Consider the following 23,639-nt stretch of genomic DNA (forward strand, 5'->3'; position numbering starts at 1 on the left):
CAGGTCGGGCGTACGGCTTTGCGGTCGCGCCTCAGACCATGGCCGGCCACTGTGCCTGCCAGGGAGCGAACGCCTGGCGCAGCAGCGCGACCGCCTCTGGCGGCAGCGGCCCTTGCTCGACGGCGGCGATGTTCGCGCGCAGATGGGCCAGCTTGCCGGTGCCGACGATGGCGCTGCTCACGCCGGGCTGATACGCAGCGAAGCGCAAGGCCAGCTCGCCCGGATCCTGGCCGTCGAGCCGCTCGCGCAAGTTCATGGCCTGCCAGCGCAGCCAGTACTGACCCTGGGCAGGGTCGTCCGGCTGCTGCGCATGCCGCCACACAGAGCCGGCCAGCGGACGCTTGGCGATGAAGCCCAGTCCACGTGATCGCGCTGCGCTCAGGTGCTGCGCGAGCACCGCCTGGTCGCAGACACTCAGCGAGGCCTGCACGCTGTCGAAGGCCCCGCTCTCGATCGCGAAGCTCAGTGCCGCGTTGTCGCCCGCATAGGCGGCAGCACGCACCTTGCCGGCCGAGCGGCAGTCCTGCAGCGCGCGCACGACCTCGCCGCGTTGCAGCGTCTCCAGCGGGCAGGAGTGCAGGTGCGCGATGTCGATCGCTTCGGTGCGAAGCACGCGCAGTGCGCGCTCGACGCCCTGCACGATGCAGTTGTAGGTCCAGTCCGGCACGCCATCGACGCCATAGCCGAGCTTGGTCGACAGCACGAACTCGGCGCGGCGGTGGGCAATATGGCGGCCGATGCGTTCCTCGCTGAGGCCGTAGCTGCGGGCCGTGTCGATCAGCGTGCAGCCCAGGTCCAGCGCGCCGTTGAGCAGCGCGGCGGCCTCGGCCTCGCTCAGGCTGGCGTCGGCAATGTGCATCGCGCCCAGACCCAGCGCGCTGACGCGCAGCCCGGTCCTGCCGAAGGGCCTCAGTTCCACGTCAGCACGCGGCCGAAGAGCGGCGGCACCTCGAGATCCAGCTGGCCATCGCGCGCCTGCAGCGGCGCGCCATCGCCGAGCGCATCGACCCAGCGTGCATCGCGCAGCGCTGCCGGCAGGCTCAGGCGCACGCGGCGTGGCGTCTCGGCATTGTTGGTGGCGGTCAGCGCCCAGCGATCGCCATCCCGACGCAGCAGGACGATGACGTTGGCGTCCGCATGCAGCGGCGCGTCCAGCGTGCCGTGGCGCAGCACCGCATGCTGCTGGCGCATGTGCGTCAGGCGCTTGAAATCGGCCAGCAGGGCCTGGTCGGGCTGGCCGCCCTCGTCGGCCCAGGGGTAGGGCCGGCGGTTGTCGGGATCGTCGCCGCCGGCCAGGCCGACCTCGTCGCCGTAGTAGATCGCCGGCGAGCCGGGGTAGATCATCTGGAACAGCACCGCCAGGCGCAGCCGCTGCTTGGCCTGGGCCTGGACGCGCGCATCGCTGTCGTCGCGCAGGCCGAAGTGATGCAGCGCACGGGCCTGGTCATGCGTGGACAGCAGGTTCATCAGCGCGAACAGCGACTGCTGCGGATAGGCTTCGCGCAGCAGCTCCAGATTGGCATAGAGCTTGTCCGCCGCGCCGCCGGCCGCGTAATCGAGCACGGTGTTGCGGAACACGTAGTTCATCGTCGAATCGAACATGTCGCCGAGGAAGTACTTGCTCGCGTCGAACCAGGTCTCGGCCACGGTCAGCGCATCGGGCTTGTGGGCCTTCAGCGCCGCGCGCCATTCGCGCCAGAACTCGTCCGGCACCCAGGGCGCCACGTCCATGCGCCAGCCGGCCGCGCCCTGGTCCAGCCAGTACTGCGTCACCGCCTTGGGCCCGCCATAGGCGAAGGCGCGGAAGTCCTTGGAGCCCTTGTCCAGTTCGGGCAGGTCCTTCACGCCCACCCAGCCCTGGTACTGCTCGCTGGGATCGCTCTTGCTCGCATCGATCCTGAACCAGCTGGCATAGGGCGAGCGCGGATTGAGACGGCCGCCGTCGAAGGCGCCGCCGGCGGGGTAGTTGTTGAAGCGGTTGAAGTAGGGCGAGTCGCTGCCGACGTGATTCAGCGAGGTGTCGGGGATCACGCGGATGCCGCGCCTGGCTGCTTCCTCGCAGAGCCGGCGGAAGTCGGCGTTGCTGCCGAAGGCCGGGTCGATCTGCAGATAGTCGGCGGTGTCGTACTTGTGGTTGCTGGCGGCGCGGAACACCGGTGTCATGTAGATGGTGTTGGCGCCCAGCTCGCGGATGTAGTCGAGCTTGTCGATGATGCCCTGCAGGTCGCCGCCGTAGAAGTCGTTGTTGTGGACCGCATCTGAGCCGTCGCCGCTGCCCGGGCGATAAGGCAGCTCCAGCCAGTGCGGATGCTTCTCCACTGAATGGTTCTGGTACTTGTCGCGTCCCGGCTGCGGATCGTTGCGCCTGTCGCCGTTGCGGAAGCGGTCCGGGAAGATGTAGTAGTAGACGATGTCGCGCGCCCAGGCCGGCACCTGGAAGTCCGCCGCATGGATGGTCTGGCGGTAGCGGCGGATGCGCTGCGCGGCGGCCGGCAGCTCCTCGACCAGCCCCAGTCCCATCGAGCCCTTCTCGCGCGTCCAGTAGATGCTGTCCTTGTTGTTGGCGTAGACGTAACGCCGGCCCTGGATGCTGACGACGAAGTAGTAGCCGTAGACCGCCGGCTCGGCGAAGCGGTAGCTGGCGCGCCACTGCGCGCGCGCGCCGGCATCGCTGCGCTGCATCGGCACGCGGGCGATCTCCTCGTACTGCAGCACCTCCTGATTGCCTTCGAGTTGGCGGCGCTCGATCACCAGCTCGGCGCTGTCGACACCGGGTAGCGCGTCGAGCATGTAGTCGATGCGCGAGCCCGCGGGCTGTGCGCCGAAGGGGGACTTGTGCGCCGCGGCGCGCGAATCGAAGCGCAGGCTCAGCGCCACCGGGTCGCTGATCGCCTGCGCGCCGCTGCCGGGGCGTCGCGGCTGCAGCGCGAGGCGGTGCTCCTTGCCGCTGAGGACCAGACGCAGCGTGTGCGCGCCTTCGAAGCGCAGCCGGTGGTTGCCGCCGCCGTCGGCGAAGGTACGGGCCGGCGTCCAGGCCGCATCGGCGATCTTGAACTCGTGCTGACCGCTGAGCTCCAGGTCGAGCTCGTAGCCGTCGCAGCGGTACTCGAAGGCATAGTCGTCGAGAGCTGCCCAGTTGTTCATGCTGCCGCGCAGATAGAGCACGGTGTCGCCCAGCGGGGCGGCCGGGCAGGCGCTGATCTCCAGCGCCGCGGCCTGATGGTTCTTGTCGTCCATGCGCAGCACCAGCTTGTGCGGGCCGCCGGCGAAGTGGCGGCGGATGTCGGGGCCCTTGGCGCGCAGCTGTGCCGGCATGCCGCCGAAGTCGGCATCGGCGGACCAGTCCTCGTCGCCGATCTTGAAGCGCTGCTCGCCGTCCAGGCTGGCGATCAGCTCGAAGCGATTGCAGACATAGCGAAAGCGATGCGCGTCCTCGGCGGCCCAGCTGTTCATGCTGCCGCGCAGGTACAGCTCGCGCTGGCCAAGCGGATTGGGGCGGCAGACATCTGCGGAGGCCTGCGCGGCTGAAGGCAGGCAGCTGGCCAGGAACAATACGCCGCTGGCGAAGCGGACAAGCCGCTTGATCTTCGAGGTGGGCAGCATGCTCAGCCCTTGACGCCGCCCGCCGTCAGGCCGGAGACGATCCAGCGCTGCGCGAGCAGGAAGACTGTGGTGATCGGCAGGCCCGACAGCACGGCCGCCGCGGCGAAATCGCCCCAGAGGAAGCGCTGCTCGTGCAGGAAGTACTTGGAGCCGACGGCCAGCGTGAGCTTGGCCTCTTCGCGCAGCAGCACCGAGGCGACCGGGTACTCGATGATGCAGCCGATGAAGGCCAGCACGAACACCACCATCAGGATGGGCAGGGCCATGGGTAGCAGCACACGGCGAAAGGCCTGCCAGGCGCTGGCGCCGTCCACCTTGGCGCATTCCTCGATCTCGGTGGGGATGGTCTCGAAGTAGCCCTTGACGGTCCAGATGTGCGTGGCGACGCCGCCCAGGTAGGCCAGCACCAGGCCGGCGTGGGTCTCCAGCCCCAGCGCCGGCACGTAGTTGCCCAGCGTCTCGAAGATCGCGTAGATCGCCACCAGCGCGAGCACCGGCGGGAACATCTGCAGCAGCAGCATGCCGTTGAGCAGCGGCATCTTCATGCGAAAGCGCAGCCGTGCGAAGGCATAGGCCGCGGTGGTGGAGGTGGCGACGATCGCAATGGCCGAGATCGTTGCCACCTTGACCGAGTTCCACAGCCACAGCAGCACCGGGAAGGGCGGCTGCACCAGGCTGCCGTCCTCGGCGCGGTGCGGGATGCCCAGCGCCAGCTTCCAGTGCTCCAGGCTGATCTCGCTGGGGATCAGACTGCCGGTGGCGAAGTTGCCCGGCCGCAGCGAGATCGACAGCACCGCCAGCAGCGGAAACAGCGTCAACGCCAGGAATGCCCAGAGCAGCGCATGTGCCGCCCAGACGCGCCAACGTGCCTGACGGCTACGAACGATTGCCATGGAAGCGCCCTCAGCCTTGCGCCTTGCGCATGAGACGTAGATTCAGCAGCGACAGCGCCGCCACCAGGAAGAAGATCAGCGTGGAGATTGCCGCGGCCAGGCCGAAGTCGGCGCCCGAGTCCTTGAACGCGATGCGGTAGGTGTAGGAGACCAGGATGTCGGTCTGGCCTGCCGGGATCTTGGTGCTGAGGAAGTCGGGCCGGCCATCGGTGAGCAGCGCGATCAGCACGAAGTTGTTGAAGTTGAAGGCAAAGGCCGAGACCAGCAGCGGCGACAGCGGCTTGATGATCAGCGGCAGCGTGATGCGGCGGAAGTTGGTCCAGGGTCCGGCGCCGGCAATGGCCGAGGCTTCGTACAGATCGGCCGGGATGCTCTTCAGCAGGCCGCTGCACAGGATCATGATGTAGGGGTAGCCCAGCCAGACGTTGACGATCAGCAGCATGGTCTTGGCCAGCAGCGGATCCGCGAACCAGGCCGGCTTCACGCCGAACAGCGCGTCGAGGATGGCGTTGATCTCGCCGAAGTTCTGGTTGAACAGGCCCTTGAAGACGAGGATGGAGATGAAGCTGGGCACCGCATAGGGCAGGAAGAGCAGCGTGCGGTAGGTGCCGCGCCAGCGCAGGTCTTCCCAGTTCAGCAGCGAGGCCAGCAGCATGCCGATCGCGGTGGCGAAGAACACGGTCAGGGCCGACAGCGTCACCGTCCAGCCGAAGATGGCGAGGAAGGGGCTGCGGAACTCGGCATCCAGCACCATGCGGGCATAGTTCTGCCAGCCGACCGAGACCTTGAAGCCGGGCTGCAGGCGTTCGCCGCTGGCGCTCTCGAAGAAGCCGGTGTCATGGTTGGGGCGGAACTGCTGGCCGTCGCTGGCGCGCTTCAGGCTGCCGTCGGGCTGTGCGATCCAGTGCGGACGGATGGGGCCGAATTCGCGCAGGCCTAGGTAGCGCAGCTGCTGCGCCTCGCCGGTGGCGCCGGGCAGCTGCAGCACCAGGGCGCGCAGGGCCTCGCGCAGCTGCACGCGCTCGCGCAGCGTGAGCTCGGGCGATGCCGGCGCGGCAGCGCCTTCGGCGCTTTGCAGGCTCACCGCTCCCGCGGTCAGCCGGCCCTGGGCCAGCGCCAGCGGCGGCGTGATCCAGCGCGGCTCGGCGCTGAGGGGATCGCGCAGCATCAGGCGTTGGGCCTCGCCGTCGCGGTGCAGGCTGAAGGCGAGCACCTGATCCTCCACCGCGTCGTGCTGCTCCAGCAGATAGGCGCGGGCGCGCTCCTCGCTGAGCAGGTGGGCGGACGAGTAGTTGGTGAAGCCGATCTGCGCGGTGTAGAGCAGCGGGAAGGCGACGAAGACGCCCATGGCCGCGACGCCCGGAAACAGATAGCGCGACGCGAAGGCGCGCTGGCTCAGGTAGACGTAGAAGCCCGCGCTGAACAGTGTCAGCGCGCCGACGGCCCACAGCGTCTGCCCGGAGACATAGATGCGGAACACCAGGTACAGCGCGCCCAGCAGCAGCGCGGCCGTCACCGGCCAGCGCAGCAGGCCGGCCAGACGCGCCAGCACAGACGGCGCCTGGCGGCCGTAGCGCTCGCCCAGTGGCGAGGCGATGGCTGCCGTCGTTGAGCTGTCGGCGGCGCTCATGGCTTGGCGCTCCGTTGCTGCTGGTGCAGCATGCGCGCGGCCGCACCGTCCAGTGCGGCTTGCGGGCTCTGCAGGCCGTTGCTGATCGCTTCCAGCGCCGCGTCCATCGCGGTCCAGAAGCGGCCGACTTCGGGAATGTTGGGAATCGGTTCGCCCAGTCGTGCGTTGTCCATGCTCGCCTTGATCAGCGGGTTCACCGCCAGCTGCGCGTAGAAGGCCTTGTTGGCCGGCACGCCGATGGGCACGTCGTCGTCGAGCTGCTTCAGCGCCTCGGGGCGCAGCAGGTGCTGCTCGATGAACTCGCGCGCCAGATCCTTGTTCTTCGAGGGCGCGGCGATCATGCAGCCCAGCACGCCGACGAAGGGCTTGCTCGGCTTGCCGGGGATCACCGCGGGAATCGGCGCGACGCCGATGTCGATCCTGGCGCGGCGCGCGTTCTCCCAGGCCCAGGGGCCGGAGATCATCATCGCGACATCGCCGCGCGCGAAGGCCGATTCCATCTCCGCATAGCGGGCGCCGCGCGGCATGTGGCCGTCGCGCACCAGGCGCTCGATCATGCGTGCGCCGGCAAGCGCGCCGGCATTGTTGACACCGGTGCGCGCGGGATCGAAATCGCCGCGCGCATCGCGGCCGAATATCTCGCCGCCGCCGCCGGCCAGCAAGGGCCAGCTGAAGAAGCTCTTGTTGTAGTCCCACAGGATGGCGCGCTTGCCGCGCGCGGCCAGCTGCTTGTCCAGCTGCAGCAGCTCGTCGAAGCTGGCCGGCGGCCGGCTCACCAGGGCCTTGTTGTAGATCAGGCCGGTGGTCTCGATGGCGATCGGGTAGCCCCAGATGCGGCCCTGGAAGCTCAGCGCCTGCCAGGCGGTGGCCTCGTTCTCGTCGAGCAGACGGCGGCTGGGGCGCAGCGGCGTGATCAGCCCGGCCTTGACCCATTCGCCGACGCGGTCGTGCGGCCAGCAGAAGATGTCCGGGCCCTTGCCGGCGCCGGCCGACTGCTGGAACTTGTCGGGCGCATCGACCGGATGCTCGACGACGACCTTGACACCGGAGACCTTCTCGAAGGCATCGCCGACGCGCTGCAGCCCGTTGTAGGCCTTGTCGCTGTTGATCCAGACCAGCAGGCGAGGCTGGCTCTGCGCGGCAGCGTTCAGCGCGAGCAGCGAAGCCGCCAGCCCCAGGGTCATAGCCAGGGCCAGGTACGCCGGCCTGCGCAAACCCAGCGACCTCATGCGTCGAGCTCCGGCGCCGCCTGGCGGCGGAAGGCGCGACCCTCGCCGTCGAACAGATGCAGGGCCTCGGGCGGCAGGCGCAGCTGCAGCGCGTCGCCACTGCGCACGCGGTCGGTGCCGTTGCGGCCCTCGAACTGGCAGGTCAGCGGCTCCTCGCTGCCGGGGCAGGGGCAGTAGGCGAAGGTGGCACTGCCCAGGCACTCGACGAAGGCCACGCTGCTGGCCACCGTGTTCTCGCCGTCGCCGAGCGCGATGTGCTCGGGCCGTACGCCCAGCGTCAGCCGCTCGCCGGCGCGCGCACGCGAGGCATCCACGCAGGCACGCACCAGGGTCTGCCCGTCGGCCAGACGCAGCAGCGCATGGCCGGCAGAGCCTTCCACCAGCTCGACCGGCACGAAGTTCATCTTCGGGCTGCCGATGAAGCCCGCGACGAACTGGTTCTGCGGATGCTCGTAGAGCTCCAGCGGCGAGCCCACCTGCTCGATGCGGCCGGCCTGCAGCACGACGATGCGGTCGGCCAGCGTCATCGCCTCCACCTGGTCGTGGGTCACATAGACCATGGTGGTCTTCAGCTCCTGGTGCAGCTTGGCGAATTCGTAGCGCATGCGCACGCGTAGCGCGGCATCGAGGTTGGACAGCGGCTCGTCGAACAGGAAGACCTCGGGCTTGCGCACGATGGCGCGGCCTATGGCCACACGCTGGCGCTGGCCGCCCGACAGGTCCTTGGGCTTGCGGTCCAGCAGGTGCTCGATGTGCAGGATCTTGGCGGCATGGCGCACCGCGCGGTCGATCTCGTCCTTGGGCACCCGTGCCAGCTGCAGGCCGAAGGCCATGTTGTCGTACAGATTCATATGCGGGTACAGCGCATAGGACTGGAAGACCATGGCGATGCCGCGCTCCGCCGGTGGTACCTCGTTGACCAAGCGACCGCCGATGCGCAGCTCGCCGCTGCTGATGTCCTCCAGTCCGGCGATGGTGCGCAGCAGCGTGGATTTGCCGCAGCCCGAGGGGCCGACGAAGACCATGAACTCGCCGTCGCGGATCTCCAGATCGATGCCATGCAGGATGCGCGTGGCCCCGTAGGCCTTGCTGACGGCTTGCAGCTGAACGTCTGCCACTTGTTCGGTCCTCCGCGGCGCCGACCTTGCCGGTCAGCGCCGCTTGTCTCTCGCGGGGTTCTTGTCGGTGGCCGGCTTCTGGGCGGGCCGCGGCAGCTCCGGACCCATAGGCGCCGGACTGAATGTAGAGAATATACATTTGTAGTGCGCGATTCACAATCGAATGGCATCGAAATAAATCGAGTGAAACCTATGTAAAACAATGGGTTGCATCGAATCCAGGGATTTCCCTGTGTAGTCGAACTACAATTCTTCGGGTTGCTGCGCGATACTTCTGCGCAAGCCGCGCCTTGTGGCTTGCCGGCAACGTGCGGCGGCTGGCGCCGCCGCTGGTGCTGCGCTTCGCTGCGTGCCGTACCGATGAACTCCAGACGACGTCCGACCATGCCTGCCTCCGTCCTCCAGAAGCGCTCCGCACCCCAGACCCTGAAGGGGAACTCCATGTCCGATATCGCCACCGCCGGGCTGCCGGCAGCCTTTGCCTCGGCCCTGCAGCGCGAGCTGGCCCAGTCCGCCGATGGCGCCACCCGCGACGCCTTGCTGCGTGCGGCGGCGACGGCAAGCCGCGAACTGCTGGTGTCGCGCTGGGCCGCCACGCAGCAGGCCGATGCGGCGCGCGGGCTCGACCCGGCCGTGGCGCCGGTGCGCCGCGTGCACTACCTGTCGATGGAGTTCCTGATGGGCCGGGCGTTGGGCAATGCGATCGCTGCGCTCGGTCTGGATGACACGCTGCGCCAGGCCTTTGCGCAGCAGGGTCAGGTCTTGCCTGAGGTGCTGGAGCGCGAGCCCGACGCGGCGCTGGGCAACGGCGGCCTGGGGCGTCTGGCCGCCTGTTTCCTCGACTCCTTTGCCGAGCTGGGCCTGCCTTCCTTCGGCTATGGGCTGCGCTACCAATACGGCATGTTCGCGCAGGCGATCCAGAACGGTCGTCAGGTCGAGACGCCGGACGACTGGATGGCCAAGGGCAACCCCTGGGAGGTGGCGCGGCCCGAACTGCGCTATGCCGTCGGCTTCGGCGGTCGCGTCGTGGTCGAGGCCGACGGCACGCGCCGCTGGCTGCCGGCCGAGCACTTGGTGGCCCAGGCCTGGGACTTCATCGTGCCGGCGCATCACAGCGAGCGCGTCTCCACGCTGCGCCAGTGGCAGGCCAGCGCCGCCGCGCCGATCGACTTCGCGGCCTTCAGCCGTGGCGACTACGCCGGCGCTGCCGCACATCGCGTGGCTGCCGATGCGCTGAACTGGGTGCTCTATCCCGACGACAGCACCGAGGCCGGCCGCACGCTGCGGCTCAAGCAGGAGGCCTTCCTGGTCAGCGCTTCGCTGCAGGACATGATCGCGCGGCACCTGCGCGAGTTCGGCTCGCTGCACACGCTGGGCCGTGCCAACGCCGTGCATCTGAACGACACGCATCCGGCGCTGGCGCCGGCCGAGCTGATGCGTCTGTTGCTCGACGAGCACGGGCTGGGCTGGGATGAGGCCTGGTCCATCACGCGCCAGGCGGTGTCCTACACCAACCACACGCTGATGCCCGAGGCGCTGGAAACCTGGCCGGTGCGCATGTTCGAGGCGCTGCTGCCGCGGCATCTGGAAATCATCTACGAGATCAACCATCGCTTCCTGCAGCAGGTGCGCGCGCAGTGCCCGGGCGACGATGCGCTGCTGGCGCGGGTCTCGCTGATCGACGAAGGGGCGCCCTGGGGCGGCGAGCGCCGTGTGCGCATGGCCGCACTCGCCATCGTGGCCTCGCATCGCGTCAATGGCGTGGCCGCGCTGCACTCCGAGCTGATGGTGCAGACCATCTTCGCCGACTATGCACGGCTGTTCCCCGAGCGCTTCCACAACGTCACCAACGGCGTGACGCCGCGCCGCTGGCTGCAGCAGGCCAACCCGGCGCTGTCCTCGGTGATCGATGCGCGCATCGGCCGCGGCTGGCGCCAGGACCTGGGCGAACTGGCCCAGCTCAAGCCACTGGCCGGCGATGCGATGCTCGGCGCCGAGTTCATGGCGGTGAAGCAGGCCAACAAGCAGCGTCTGGCCGAGCGCATCCGCCGCGAGCTGGGCCTGGTGGTCAGCGCTGACAGCCTGTTCGACGTGCAGATCAAGCGCATCCACGAGTACAAGCGCCAGCTGCTCAACATCCTGCATGTGATCGCGCGCTACCAGGCCATCGTCGCCGAGCCGGGCGCCGACTGGGTGCCGCGCACGGTGATCATCGCCGGCAAGGCCGCCTCGGCCTATGCGATGGCCAAGAGCATCATCCAGCTCGCGCACGATGTGGGCCGCGTGGTCAACAGCGATCCGCGCGTCGGCGACAAGCTCAAGCTCGTCTACCTGCCCAACTACGGCGTCAGTCTGGCCGAGACCATCATCCCGGCGGCGGATCTCTCGGAGCAGATCTCCACCGCCGGCACCGAGGCCTCGGGCACCGGCAATATGAAATTCGCGCTCAACGGCGCGCTGACCATCGGCACCTGGGACGGCGCCAATATCGAGATGGCGCAGGCCTTCGGCGAGGAGAACATGTTCTGCTTCGGCCTGCGCGCCGACGCGGTGGCGCAGCTGAAGTCGCTGGGCTACGACCCGCGCCTGTATGTGGAGGGCAACCGCACGCTGCAGCGCGTCGTCGACGCGATCGCCAACGGCGACTTCTCCGCGGGCGATACCGGCCGCTACCGCGCGGTGGTCGACAAGCTGCTGTCCAGCGACCCCTATCTGCTGATGGCCGACTTCGCCAGCTACCTGCAGGCGCAGCAGCAGGTCGACGCGCTGTACCGCGACCGCAAGGCCTGGGCGCAGCGCGTGGTTGCCAACGTCGCGGGCATGGGCTGGTTCTCGGCCGACCGCACAGTGGCTGAGTATGCCGAGCGCGTCTGGTCGGTGAAGAGTCTGGGCTGACAAGACCTGACCCCGCCACCATGCTGGACGAGGCGCAGACCCAGGCCCTGATCGAGGCGCGGCATGGCGATCCCTTCGCCGTGCTGGGCTTGCATCTGGACGCCGACGACGGCCGGCTGTGGATGCGCGCACTGCTGCCGACTGCGGCCGGCGTGATGCTGCTCGAGGCGGCGAGCGGTCGCCTGGTGGCCACGCTGCCGCATCGCCAGGGTGGCCTGTTCGAGGCGCCGCTGCCGCGCCGGCGCAAGCGCTTCGACTACCGGCTGCAGGTGCGCTGGGACGACGGTCACCAGGGCAGCTATGCCGATGCCTATGCCTTCGGTCCCTTGCTCGCTGCAGAGGACCTGCAGTTGCTCGCCCACGGCGAGCATCCGCGGCCCTATACGGTGCTCGGTGCGCATCCGCAGACCCTGGCGGGTGTGGCCGGCGTGCGCTTTGCCGTGTGGGCGCCGCAGGCGCGCCGCGTCAGCGTCGTGGGCGACTTCAACAACTGGGATGGTCGGCGACATGCGATGCGCCTGCGCCACGAGGCGGGTGTGTGGGAGATCTTCATCCCGCATGTCGCCGTCGGCGACCGCTACAAGTACGAGCTGCTCGGCGCCGATGGCACGCTGCTGCCGCTGAAGGCCGATCCATTTGCCTTCGCGGCCGAGCTGCGCCCCGACACCGCCAGCCTGGTCGCGCCGCTGCCGCCGGCGATGACGCTGCCTGAAGCGCGTGCGTTGGCCAATCGCCGCGATGCGCCGATCAGCATCTACGAGGTGCATGCGACGTCCTGGCGCCGTCCTGAGGGCCGCTTCCCCAGCTGGGACGAACTGGCCGCGACGTTGCCGGCCTATGCGGCGCAGATGGGCTTCACCCATATCGAGTTGCTGCCGATCGGCGAGCACCCCTTCGACGGCTCCTGGGGCTACCAGTGCCTTGGCCTTTACGCTCCCTCGGCGCGCTTCGACCCACCAGAGGGCTTCGCGCGTTTCGTCGCCGCCTGCCATGCGGCCGGCCTGGGGCTGCTGCTGGACTGGGTGCCGGCGCATTTCCCGATGGATGCCCATGGCCTGGCGCGCTTCGACGGCACGCCGCTGTACGAGTACGCCGATCCGCGCGAGGGCTTGCATCGCGACTGGAACACGCTGATCTACGACTTCGGCCGGCCGCAAGTGCGCCAGTTCCTCGCCGGCAGTGCGCTTTGCTGGTGCGAGCGTTGGGGTGTGGACGGGCTGCGCGTCGACGCGGTGGCCTCGATGCTCTACCGCGACTATTCGCGGCCCTCGGGCGAGTGGCTGCCCAATGCGCAGGGCGGGCGCGAGAACCTCGAGGCGATTGCGCTGCTGCGCGAAATCAACCGCCGGCTCGGCGCGGAGGCGCCCGGCGCGGTGACGATGGCCGAGGAGTCGAGCAGCTTTCCGCGGGTGTCGGCGCCGGTCGATGCCGGCGGCCTGGGCTTCCACTACAAGTGGAATATGGGCTGGATGAACGACACGCTGGCCTATATGCGCGAGGACCCCGTCCATCGCCGTTGGCACCACGACAAGCTGACATTCGGTCTGGTCTACGCCTTCGACGAGAACTTCGTGCTGCCGCTCTCGCACGACGAGGTGGTGCACGGCAAGGGTTCGCTGCTGGGCAAGATGCCGGGCGACGACTGGAGTCGTTATGCGAACCTGCGCGCCTACTACGGCTTCATGTGGGGCCACCCCGGGAAGAAGCTGCTCTTCATGGGGCAGGAGTTCGCGCAGCCCGGCGAATGGAATCACGATGCCGAGCTGCCATGGGGCCTGCTCGACGACGCGCGCCATGCCGGCGTGCAGCGCCTGGTGCGCGACCTCAACACGCTCTACCGCGAGCTGCCGGCGTTGCACCGCCTGGACTGCCAGCGCGAGGGCTTCCAATGGCTGAGCGTGAACGAGCGCGAGCTCTCGGTGCTGGCCTGGGCGCGCTTGGACGGGCAGGGCGGCATGGCGGTGGTGGTCTGCAATTTCACGCCGGTGCCGCGCGAGCAGTTCCGCCTGCCGGTGCCACCCGGCGCGAGCGCCTGGCGCGAGCGGCTCAACACCGATGCGGCGATCTACGGCGGCAGCAATCTGGGCAATCTGCAGGCCGCGCTGCCGGTGGCGGCGGACGGCGCGATCCGGCTGACGCTGCCGCCGCTGGCCACGCTGATCCTGCTGCCGCACGAGGAGCCCGGCGCATGAAGCGACGAGACTGTCTGCAGCAGGCCGCGGCGCTGGCCGCGCTGGGCGGCGCCCCCTTGCTGGCCCAGGGCGAGGACAGGCCGGCGGCGCAGGTCCGCTTTGGACGGCTGGAGCGGCTGGCGCTGCCGCAGTGGCGGCACGTCGAGCCGCGTCCGGTCGACGTCTGGCTGCCGCCCGGCTATGACGGCCAGCGCCCGCATGCGGTGCTCTACATGCACGATGGGCAGATGCTCTTCGACGCGCGCAGCACCTGGAACCGCCAGGCCTGGGCGGTGGACCAGGTGGCGGCGCCGCTGCTCGCCGAGGGTCGGCTGCGCGACTTCATCGTCGTGGGCATCTGGAATGCCGGCGAGGCCCGCCATGCCGAGTACTACCCGCAGGCCTTTCTGCGCTCGCTGGAGCCGCCGGCGCTGCGCGAGCGCTACATCGCCCAGGCCCTGCAGGGCCGGCCGCGCGGCGATGCCTATCTGCGCTTTCTCGTCGAGGAGCTGAAGCCGGCGGTCGATGCCCGTTACGCCACGCGGCGCGAGCGTGCGCACACGCTGCTGATGGGCTCCAGCATGGGCGGGCTGATCAGCGTCTACGGCCTGTGCGAGTACCCGCAGGTCTTCGGCGCCGCCGCTGCGCTGAGCACGCACTGGATCGGCATCCATGAACGCAATGACGCGCTGCCTGCCGCGGCGCTGGCCTATCTGGAGCGCCAGCTGCCGGCTCCTGAGTCGGTGCGGCTCTACCTGGACCGGGGCGACCGGGAGCTGGACGCGCTCTACGACCAGGCGCAGGCGCAAGTCGATGCGCTGCTGGCGCGCAAGGGCTATCTGCCGCCGCGCCATCAGTCGCGCCTCTTCCCCGGTACCGGCCACAACGAAACCGCCTGGAGCGCACGGCTGGCCGAGCCGCTGAACTTCCTGCTGGGAGCAACGCCCGCATGAGCCCGACACTGCCCGGTGAACTGCAGGACGGCCGCCACGAGCCGCTGGGCGCGCAGGTTCGCGACGGTGGCGTCAACTTCGCCGTCTTCTCCGAGCATGCGACGCGCATCGAGCTGTGCGTCTTCGATGCGGCGGGCCAGCGCGAGCTGCGCCGCTATGCGCTGCACGGTCCTGTCGATGGCGTCTGGTGCGGCTTCCTGCCCGGCGTCGGCGCTGGTCTGGTCTACGGTCTGCGCGCGCACGGGCCGCATGCGCCGCATGAAGGCCACCGCTTCAATCCGCAAAAGCTGCTGCTCGACCCCTATGCGCGCGAGATCGTCGGCCGCTTCAGCTGGCGGGCCGAGCACCACGGCTATCCCTTGGGCCACCCCGACGGTCCGCAGGCGCTGGACGAGCGAGACAACGCGCTGCATGCGCTGAAGGCCCGCGTGGCTGCGCCGCTGGCTGCCCCCAGCCCGCGCGCCAGCGCGCCGCGCATCGCCGCGCAGGACCTCGTGCTCTACGAGGTGCATGTCAAAGGCTTCTCGATGCAGCACCCGAGCATTCCGGAGGCGCTGCGCGGCAGCTACGCGGCGCTGGCGCATCCGGCGGCGATTGCGCATTTCAAGGCGCTGGGCGTGACCACGCTGTCGCTGCTGCCGGTGCATTACGCAATCGATGAGCCGCATCTGCCGGGCCTGGGCCTGCACAACTACTGGGGCTACAACACGCTGGGCTTCTTCTGCCCCGATCCGCGTCTGGCCAGCGCTGCGGTGCGCGGCGAGCCGTCGGCCGTGGTGCAGGAGTTCCGCGCCATGGTGCAGACGCTGCACGAGGCCGGGCTGGAGGTGGTGCTGGATGTCGTCTACAACCACACGCCCGAAGGCAATGAGTACGGCCCGACGCTGAGCCTGCGCGGCCTGGACCAGAAGAGCTACTACCGGCTGGCCGAGGACGACCCCGGCCGGCTCGAGAACCTGACCGGCTGCGGTAACACGCTCAATGTTCGCCACCCGCGCGTCGCGCAGCTGGTGCTGGACTCGCTCCGCTACTGGGTGCAGCAGATGGGTGTCGACGGCTTCCGCTTCGACCTGGCGCCGGTGCTGGGGCGCACGCGGCACGGCTATGACCCGCAGGCCGCCTTCTTCACCGCGCTGCGCCAGGACCCTGTGCTGAGCAGCGTGCACCTGATCGCCGAGCCCTGGGATGCCGGCGACCATGGCTACCAGCTGGGTCGCTTCCCCGGCCGCTTCCTGGAATGGAACGACAAGTTCCGCGACGCGGTGCGCGGCTACTGGCTGGCCGAGCAGCTGGCGCCCGCCGCGCGCGTGGGCCGCGGCGAGTTCGCGCGGCGCTTCGCCGCGTCTAGCGATCTGTTCCACCATGGCCAGCGGCCGCCGACGGCCTCGGTCAACTTCATCGCCGTGCACGACGGCTACACGCTGGACGATCTGCTCAGCTATGCGCGCAAGCACAACGAGGCCAATGGCGAGCACAACCGCGACGGCCGCGATGGCGAGCTCTGCGCCAACTTCGGCGTCGAAGGGCCCAGCGACGATCCCGCCGTGCGCGAGGCGCGCGAGCGCGTGCGCCGCGCGATGCTGGCCACGCTGCTGCTGGCCCAGGGCACGCCCATGCTCAATGCCGGCGACGAGCTGGCCAACAGCCAGCGCGGCAACAACAACGCCTACTGCCAGGACAACCCGATCGGCTGGCTGGACTGGCAGCAGCCGCAGCGCGAGGACCTGAGCGCCTTTGTAGTCCGGCTGCTGCAGCTGCGCCGTGAGCTGCCGCTGCTGCACCACGGCCGCTGGTTCGTTGCCGGTGGTTCGGGCGATGCAGCGAGCGAGGCCTGCATCCAGTGGCTGCGCCCCGATGGCCACGAGATGCAGGTGCACGACTGGCACGATGCCGCGCAAAGCGCGCTGGCCTGCCTGCTGCGTCACGCCGGCAGCGCCACGCCCGAGCTGGCGCTGCTCTTCAACCCCGAGCCGCAGTCCTGCGATTTCGTGCTGGCGGCTGGCCGCTGGCGCGTGCTGCTGGACAGCAGCGGTGAGCAGCCTGCGAATGCGGCTGTGACTTCACGCCTTCAGGCCGGTGGCCGCAGCCTGCTGCTGCTCGCCTGCCAAGACGCCCAGAATCCGCACTGATGCGGCCTGAACCCGCCGACCAACGTCTTCGACATCCCAGACCATGGATCTGAACCAACGTACCGCCGGTGTGCTGCTGCACATCACCTCGCTGCCCGGACCGCACGGCATGGGCGACTTCGGCCCCGATGCCTTTCGCTTCGTCGACTGGCTGGCCAGCGCCGGCCAGCGCCTGTGGCAGCTGCTGCCGACCACGCCGATCGGCCCCGGCGACAGCCCCTATCAGGGTGTCTCGGCCTTCGCCGGCAGCCCCTGGATGGTGGCGCTGGAGCCCTTGATCGCCAAGGGCTGGCTGGCTGCGCCGGAGCTGCCGGACTTCGATGCGCAGCGCGTGGACTACGGCCGCGTGACGCCATGGCGCGAGGAGCAGCTGCGCCTGGCCTGCAGAGGCTTCTTCGCCGCGGCCAGTGCTGCCGATCGCGCGACCTTCGCGGCCTGGTGCGCTGCGGAGCGCGACTGGCTGGAGGACTATGCGCTGTTCATGGCTATCCGCACGCCGAGGAAGGGCCAGCCCTGGTGGGAGTGGGACGCTGCGCTGGCGCGGCGCGATCCGGCGGCACTGGCGCAGGCACGCAAGGAGCATGCGAGCGAGCTGGACTTCTGGCGCTTCGTGCAGTGGTGCTTCGACGAGCAGGCGCGCGCGCTGAAGGCCTACGCGAACGCCAAGGGCGTGTCCATCATGGGCGACCTGCCGATCTTCGTCGCGCACGACAGCGCGGACTGCTGGTCGCGCCCGGACCTCTACCACCTGGACGAGAACTTCCACACCACGGTCGTTGCCGGCGTGCCGCCGGATGCGCTGTCGGCCACCGGCCAGCGCTGGGGCAATCCGCTCTACCGCTGGGAGTGCATGGCCGAGGAGAACTATGCCTGGTGGACCGCCCGCGTGCGGCGTGCGCTGGCGCAGGTGGATGTGTTCCGCATCGACCACTTCCGTGGCTTCGCCGGCTATTACGAGATCCCCGGCGACAGCCCCGACGCCAAGCGCGGCCGCTGGGTCCAGGGGCCGGGCAGGGCGCTGTTCGACGCGATCGAGCAGGCGCTGGGCAAGCTGCCCATCGTGGCCGAGGACCTGGGCTTCATCACCGACGATGTGCACGAGCTGCGTCAGGCCTGCGGCTTCCCCGGCATGAAGATCCTGCAGTTCGGCTTCGGCGGCGACGGCACGCACGAGTTCCTGCCGCATATGTGGCCACGCGAGAGCGTGGCCTACACGGGCACGCACGACAACGACACCGTGCGCGGCTGGTGGGACAACGCCAGCGCGCGCGAACGCGCCTTCGCGGGCAGCTACCTGGCCTGCGGCGAGCACGATGTGCACTGGGCGATGATCCGCGCCTGCTGCAATTCGGTGGCCAATCTCGCCGTGTTCCCGATGCAGGACGTGCTGGGGCTGCCCAGCGCCCATCGCATGAACATCCCCGGCATCCTGGGGGGCAACTGGGGCTGGCGCTTCAGCTGGGAGATGGTGGGCAGCGAGCCCGCGCGCGTGCTGGGCCTGATCACCGCGGCCAGCGGCCGCGGACCTTTCGAACTGCTGCGCCTGCCGCACTGAGGCGACGCCGTGACGACGACCGAGATCTATCTGATCGCGCTGGCGATCATCTTCAGCCTGCCTTATCTGGCCTGGAGGTTCTCGGGCATCGACCATCTGGCGCCGCTGGTGGTGGTGCAGATCGTCGGCGGCATCCTGCTCGGGCCCGGTGTGCTGGGCCGCGCCTTTCCCGAGTACTACAGCTTCGTCTTCTCGGCGCCGGTGGTGCAGGCCCTCAATGGCGTGGCCTGGTGGGCGGTGACGCTGTTCGTCTGGATTGCGGGTGTCGAGCTGGACCTGCGCAAGGCCTGGGCCGACCGGCGCGAGAGCGGCATCACCGCCGGCCTGGCCTTGCTGGTGCCGCTGTTGCTGGGCGCCGCTGCCGCCGCGCTGCTGCTACTTTTCCCTGGCTGGATAGGCGCGCAAGCCCAGCGCTGGCAGTTCGTGCTGGGTGTGGGCATGGCCTGCGCGGTGACGGCCTTGCCCATCCTGATCCTGCTGATGGATCAGCTGGGCCTGCTGCGTCAGGCGCTGGGCCAGCGCATCCTACGTTATGCGAGCCTGGACGACCTGCTGATCTGGGCAGTGCTGGCACTGATCCTGATGGACTGGACGCGCTTGTGGCGACAGGCGCTGTTCCTGCTGGTCTTCGCGCTGGCCGCCTGGGGCTTCCGGCAGCTGATGCAGCGTCTGAAGGCGGCAGACCGCTGGCAGTGCAGCCTGATCTGGCTGGCTGTGGTGGCTCTGGGTGCGGACTGGGCGGGTCTGCACTTCATCGTGGGTGCATTCCTTGCCGGCGCAGTGCTCGACGCGGAGTGGTTCGAGCAGACGCAGATGGACCTGTTGCGAGCCCATGTGCTGCTGACGGTGATGCCGGTGTTTTTCCTCAGCACCGGCCTGCGCACCCGCTGGGACCTGGGCGGCGGCGCGGTCTTCCTCGCCGCCGGCCTGCTGCTGCTGGCCTCGGTGGCCGGCAAGCTGATCGGCGTGCAGCTGGCCGGCCGTGTGCTCGGCTGGCCGCGCGGCGAGGCCACGCTGATCGGCTGGCTGCTGCAGACCAAGGCGCTGATCATGATCATCTTCGCCAACATCCTGCTCGACCGTCAGCTGATCAGCAGCGATGCCTTCACCGCACTGCTGCTGATGGCGGTGGGCTCGACCGTGCTGACCACTCCCATGGTTCGCCCGCTGCTGGCGCGGCGGCAGCACAGCCAGTCTGAGGCGGGGCACTGAGGGTCTTCGTCGACGAGACCGCGGGGCCCCGCGTTCGCGGGGAAACAGGGCATTCCCTGGGCGTGCCGCCACATCCGGCCGCTTAGGCTGTGAGCCTTCGCAGCCCTGCGAGGACGGGCAGATCCCCAGCCTCGCGCATCCCTGAATCACGAGTCATGATGCCGATCCGTTTCCCGCACGCCGTCGCCGCCAGCCTGCTGGCCTCTTTCGCTCTCGCTGCCTCCGCGGCCCAGGCTGCCGATGCCGAGGTCCTGCGGGCCGAGTGCGCGGCTCGGCACGAGGTGGCCCTCAAGTCCGGCGCCGCCAACGAGCATGTGTTTGTCTACCACCGCGGTGAGCTGCGCGGCGAGCTGCAGCCGGGCCAGGCGCTGCCCTGCAGCGCCGGCCAGTACCAGGCCTATGTCGCCAGCCTCGACCCGGCACGCCTGATGGCGCTGCAGCCCACCGCTGCGGGCAAGCCGTCGGCGATCGAGGAGCATGTGTTCACCTACAAGAAGGGCGTGCTGCAGTCCGCACGCTGACGGCGCGCGGCTAGCGCTTCAGTTCCAGCACCTGCACCGAGCGGGGCGGAACGCGGTACTGTTCGTCCAGACGGTGGACCTCGCCGCTGATCACATCCAGCGCGGCACTGCCCGGCTTGAGCAGCTCGGCATAGCGCGGCAGGTCCAGCGCCTGCGGTTGCGCGCTCTTGTTGATCACCACCATCACCGTCTGGCGCGCGTCGACGCGGAAGTAGGCGTAGACGCCGCCCAGAGGATTGAAGTGCAGCAGCCGGCCCTGGTGCACGGCGCTGGCGGTCTTGCGCCATTGCAGCAGCCGGCGCATGAACTGCTGGAACTCTAGCTGCGGCGCACTGAGACCGCGGCCGCTGACTGCGTCCGCGGCGTCGCCGTGCCAGCCGCCGGGAAAGCCGGCGCGCACCCGCCCGTCGTCGCGCTGCAGCGGGCTGGTCATCAGCAGTTCGCTGCCGTAGAAGAACTGCGGCGTGCGCCGCGTCGTCGCGATCACTGCGACGGCCATGCGCGTCAGCGCCAGATCCTCGCCCATCGCGCTGAAGATGCGGTTGGTGTCGTGGTTGCCCTCGAACAGCACCATGCGCTCGGGCTGCGGATAGAGCAGGTCATTCAGCATGGCTTCGTAGAGCTTGCCCAGGCCGCTGCCGTAGCCGGCGCCCTCGGGCTCGAGCAGCGCGTCGCGCAGCCGCCAGTGCAGCGGGAAGTCCATCATCGACGGCATCGGCCCTTTGTAGCCGTCGCGGTTGCGATGGCCGTCCAGCCAGTAGGCCACCATCAGCGGGTTGTCATGCATCTCCTCGCCTACGAGGCCCAGGCGCGGGTACTCATGGCGGATCGCGCGGGTCCAGCGCGCCAGGAACTCCTTGTCCGAATAGGGATAGGTGTCCACGCGCAAGCCCGAGAGGCCGGCGTATTCGATCCACCAGATCGCGTTCTGCGTCAGGTAGGTGGCCAGCAGCGGCTGGCGTTGGTTGAGATCGGGCATCGTGGGCACGAACCAGCCCTGGGTGAAGCCGCGGATGTCGGCCTGCGCGGCGTAGGGGTCCTGCACCGTGCCGTGGCGGTGGTTGGTCTCGACATAGGGCTGGGCAGGGTGGACCCAGTCGCGCGCTGGCAGGTCCTTCATCCACCAGTGGCCGCTGCCGATGTGGTTGGGCACGATGTCCTGGATGAAGCCGATGCCGCGCGCTCTGGCGGCGGCGACCAGGTGGCGGTAGTCCTCGTTGCTGCCCAGGCGCGGGTCGATGCGGTAGAGGTCGGTGGGCGAGTAGCCGTGGTACGAGTACTCGGGCTGGCGGTTCTCGAGCATCGGTGTGGGCCAGATCTGCGTGAAGCCCATGCCGGCGATGTAGTCCAGCCGATCGACGATGCCCTGGATGTCGCCGCCATGGCGCGCGCCGGGGTCCTGGCGGTCCAGGCGGTCGCCCAGCGCCGGATCGTGATCGTTGGCCGTGTTGCCGTTGGCGAATCGGTCGGGCACCAGCAGGTAGATCGCATCGCGGCTGTCGAAGCCCTGGCGCTGCGCCGAACCGGGGCTGCGCGTCTGCAGTGGATAGCGGTGGCTGAGCACGGTGCGGTCGCCGTCATCGAGCAGGCGCAGCAGCAGCTCGCCGCTGCGTGCGCCGGGCGCGATCTCCAGATCGACGAAAAGGTAGTTCGGGTTGTCGGTGCGCGTGCTGCCGAGCAGGCGCACGCCGGGATGGCGCAGCGCCGGCTTGAGCCGGCCGATGTCCTGCCCGTAGAGCATCAGCTGAAGCCGCGGCTGACGCATGCCGACCCACCAGCTGGGCGGCTCCACCCGTTCCAACGCCGTTGGGGCGGCCACCGCATGCGGCGGCGTCAGCAGGCTGGCCAGGCTCAGCGCAAGCAGTGCCAGGAAAGCGAATCGGGGGCTGAGCAGGGAGATCATCTTGGGACTCATCGGGGCAGGACGCGGAACACCGCGACAGACTGGGCGGGCAGTTGCAGCAGGGCTTCGCTCGGCGTGCGGCTGCGGGCGGCTGTGGCGCCGGACTGACCGGCCCGCGGATACAGGCGCTGCAGCCGGTGACCGGGCGGCAGGCCGCTTGCCGTCCACTGGCGGGGGCGATCGTCGTAATTCAGCACGACCAGCGTGTGCTCGCGCTGCCAGCGGCGCTGGAAGGACAGTGCCGCACCCTCCGACTGCGCCGCCAGGTAGCGGCCGCGCGAGATCGAGGGCAGGGTGTTGCGCAGCTTCAGCATCGCCTTGTAGAAGTTCAGCAGCGAGCCGGGCTGGGCCTGAGCATCGCGCGCATTGTGCGTGGCTGCATTGGGGGCTACCGGGCGGAAGGGCTGAGCCGCGCGGGTGAAGCCGCCATCGGCCGTCCAGCTCATCGGGCTGCGCAGCGGCAGGTCACCGTCCAGTTCGGCCACGCCGGCCATGCCGATCTCCTCACCGTAGTAGATGAAGGGCGTGCCGGGCAGCAGCAGGTAGGTGGCCGCCGCCAGCTTGTAGCGCGCCTCGTCGCCGCGGAACTGGTCCCAGGCCCGATCGCCGGCGAAGCGGTCGTGGTTGGAGAGCATGGTTGCCATCGTCGCCGGCGCGGTCTCGAAATAGCGCGCCACCGCCGCGGCGGCCTCGGCGTCGCCCTTGGCGGCCTTGACGATGTACTGCTCCAGGCCGAAGGCGAAGGCGGCGCCGCAGATGCCGGAGCCTGCATAGACCTGCGGCTGCGCGGTCGCCTCGCAGACGGCATAACGGTTGGGGTAAGCGCGTATCTCTGCCGCAAAGCGGGTGCTGAGCTGGCGCGATTCGGGCTGGTCGTTCCAGTCTTTGGCGCTGTTCTCGACGAGGTGCGGCATTGCATCCAGCCGGAAGCCATCGAGCCCGCGGTTCAGCCAGAAACGCATGCTGCCCAGGTGGTAGTCCACCACGGCGGGGTTGCGCAGATTGAAGTCGGGGAAATCCGGACCGAAGGTGCCGAGATAGCGTCGGCCGTCGGCGGCCTCGTACCAGGGGTTCTTGCCCCAGATATCCCAGCCTTCGATGCTGCCTCCAGGCGCCTGATCCTCCCAGACGAACCAGTCGCGCAGCGCTCCTGCAACCGCGGCCTGGAACAGCGGGCTGCTGCGAGCCCCGTGGTTGGGCGCGTAGTCGAGGATCACGCCGATGCCGCGGGCATGCGCGGCTTGGATCAGCGCATCGAAATCGGCCAGGCTGCCGTACTGCGGTTCCACCGCGCGGAAGTCTTCGGTCGCGTAGCCGTGGTCGCGGTCGCCGCTGACGGTGATCGGCATCAGCCAGATGCCGCGCACGCCCAGCTCGCGCAGGTAGTCCAGCCGCTGGATCAGGCCGCGCAGGTCGCCGATGCCGTCGCCATCGCTGTCCTGATAGGCGCGCACGAAGATTTCCATGAAGGCACCCTGATGCCAGCCGGGGGCCAGCGCGCTGGCGGATGCCTGGCGCGTCACGGCGCGCGTGTCGAGGGGCGGGCTGGAGGCGGGCGTGGCGGCGCTGCCTCCGGCGAGGGTCAGCCAGGCCAGCAGCACGGCACACAGCCGGGCCAGCGGATGCCGTGCGCATCGGGTCGATGACAGGTGGAGCATGGGGCGAGGGCTTCAGTCGGGCGATGGACGGGGCGGCGCCGAGACAGGCTGGCGCCACTGCTGTTGGTGCAAATGTAGCAAAGCTACACATAACTTGTGACTGGATTCCGGTTGGCTCTCGCTTGATGCGCTGAGTTTCCTTGGGATTGCTCGAGACTGGTGTGTGAGG

15 protein-coding genes are annotated in these 23,639 nt (G+C 69.1%); 7 read left to right on the forward strand and 8 right to left on the reverse strand.

Going from position 1 to position 23,639, the window contains the following annotated elements; translation table 11 throughout:
• Positions 1–31: 31 nt before the first annotated feature.
• From AC2EBS_RS16485 to AC2EBS_RS16510, 6 genes are read right to left on the reverse strand one after another with little or no spacing between them, the layout of a single operon-like run.
• A complete protein-coding gene (locus AC2EBS_RS16485) occupies positions 32–919 on the reverse strand; it encodes an aldo/keto reductase (RefSeq protein ID WP_484729532.1) in 888 nt (295 codons plus the stop codon).
• Positions 910–3,603 (reverse strand): glycoside hydrolase family 13 protein, encoded by a 2,694-nt coding sequence (locus AC2EBS_RS16490; protein ID WP_484729533.1) that lies wholly within the window; start codon positions 3,601–3,603, stop codon positions 910–912. The genes AC2EBS_RS16485 and AC2EBS_RS16490 overlap by 10 nt, the downstream gene beginning before the upstream one ends.
• Before the next feature lie 2 nt (positions 3,604–3,605).
• Positions 3,606–4,496 (reverse strand): maltose ABC transporter permease MalG, encoded by an 891-nt coding sequence (gene malG, locus AC2EBS_RS16495; protein ID WP_484729534.1) that lies wholly within the window; start codon positions 4,494–4,496, stop codon positions 3,606–3,608.
• Between the two features lie 10 nt (positions 4,497–4,506).
• On the reverse strand, positions 4,507–6,126 hold the full coding sequence (gene malF, locus AC2EBS_RS16500; protein WP_484729535.1) for a maltose ABC transporter permease MalF: 1,620 nt from the start codon (positions 6,124–6,126) through the stop codon (positions 4,507–4,509).
• Positions 6,123–7,355 carry a maltose/maltodextrin ABC transporter substrate-binding protein MalE gene (malE, locus tag AC2EBS_RS16505; protein ID WP_484729536.1) on the reverse strand — a complete coding sequence of 411 codons (1,233 nt, stop codon included), beginning with the start codon at positions 7,353–7,355 and terminating at the stop codon, positions 6,123–6,125. The genes malF and malE overlap by 4 nt, the downstream gene beginning before the upstream one ends.
• A complete protein-coding gene (locus AC2EBS_RS16510) occupies positions 7,352–8,473 on the reverse strand; it encodes an ABC transporter ATP-binding protein (RefSeq protein WP_484729537.1) in 1,122 nt (373 codons plus the stop codon). The genes malE and AC2EBS_RS16510 overlap by 4 nt, the downstream gene beginning before the upstream one ends.
• Before the next feature lie 441 nt (positions 8,474–8,914).
• Between AC2EBS_RS16510 and AC2EBS_RS16515 the strand changes: the two genes are divergently transcribed.
• The 7 genes from AC2EBS_RS16515 to AC2EBS_RS16545 all read left to right on the forward strand — a co-directional run bounded on the left by AC2EBS_RS16515 (position 8,915) and on the right by AC2EBS_RS16545 (position 19,909).
• Positions 8,915–11,368: a glycogen/starch/alpha-glucan phosphorylase gene (locus tag AC2EBS_RS16515; RefSeq protein ID WP_484729538.1), complete on the forward strand. Its 2,454-nt coding sequence runs from the start codon at positions 8,915–8,917 to the stop codon at positions 11,366–11,368.
• A 20-nt stretch (positions 11,369–11,388) separates the two neighbouring features.
• Positions 11,389–13,560, forward strand: coding sequence for a 1,4-alpha-glucan branching protein GlgB (gene glgB, locus AC2EBS_RS16520; RefSeq protein WP_484729539.1), 2,172 nt, complete (start codon positions 11,389–11,391; stop codon positions 13,558–13,560).
• Positions 13,557–14,492 (forward strand): alpha/beta hydrolase, encoded by a 936-nt coding sequence (locus tag AC2EBS_RS16525; RefSeq protein ID WP_484729540.1) that lies wholly within the window; start codon positions 13,557–13,559, stop codon positions 14,490–14,492. The genes glgB and AC2EBS_RS16525 overlap by 4 nt, the downstream gene beginning before the upstream one ends.
• Positions 14,489–16,621: a glycogen debranching protein GlgX gene (gene glgX, locus AC2EBS_RS16530; RefSeq protein ID WP_484729541.1), complete on the forward strand. Its 2,133-nt coding sequence runs from the start codon at positions 14,489–14,491 to the stop codon at positions 16,619–16,621. The genes AC2EBS_RS16525 and glgX overlap by 4 nt, the downstream gene beginning before the upstream one ends.
• A 43-nt stretch (positions 16,622–16,664) precedes the next feature.
• On the forward strand, positions 16,665–18,176 hold the full coding sequence (gene malQ / locus AC2EBS_RS16535) for a 4-alpha-glucanotransferase (protein WP_484729542.1): 1,512 nt from the start codon (positions 16,665–16,667) through the stop codon (positions 18,174–18,176).
• A gap of 9 nt (positions 18,177–18,185) precedes the next feature.
• The gene (locus AC2EBS_RS16540; RefSeq protein ID WP_484729543.1) at positions 18,186–19,388 is read left to right on the forward strand and encodes a cation:proton antiporter; all 1,203 of its coding nucleotides are present in this window, start codon (positions 18,186–18,188) and stop codon (positions 19,386–19,388) included.
• A gap of 155 nt (positions 19,389–19,543) precedes the next feature.
• Positions 19,544–19,909: a hypothetical protein gene (locus tag AC2EBS_RS16545; protein WP_484729544.1), complete on the forward strand. Its 366-nt coding sequence runs from the start codon at positions 19,544–19,546 to the stop codon at positions 19,907–19,909.
• 10 nt (positions 19,910–19,919) lie between these two features.
• Here AC2EBS_RS16545 and AC2EBS_RS16550 read toward each other — a convergent pair whose 3' ends face one another.
• Together AC2EBS_RS16550 and AC2EBS_RS16555 are read right to left on the reverse strand one after the other, a co-directional pair.
• The gene (locus AC2EBS_RS16550) at positions 19,920–21,824 is read right to left on the reverse strand and encodes a glycoside hydrolase family 13 protein (RefSeq protein ID WP_484729545.1); all 1,905 of its coding nucleotides are present in this window, start codon (positions 21,822–21,824) and stop codon (positions 19,920–19,922) included.
• On the reverse strand, positions 21,821–23,470 hold the full coding sequence (locus AC2EBS_RS16555) for an alpha-amylase family glycosyl hydrolase (RefSeq protein WP_484729546.1): 1,650 nt from the start codon (positions 23,468–23,470) through the stop codon (positions 21,821–21,823). The genes AC2EBS_RS16550 and AC2EBS_RS16555 overlap by 4 nt, the downstream gene beginning before the upstream one ends.
• Between the last annotated feature and the right edge of the window lie 169 nt (positions 23,471–23,639).

This window comes from Roseateles sp. T103 (genome assembly GCF_057219915.1).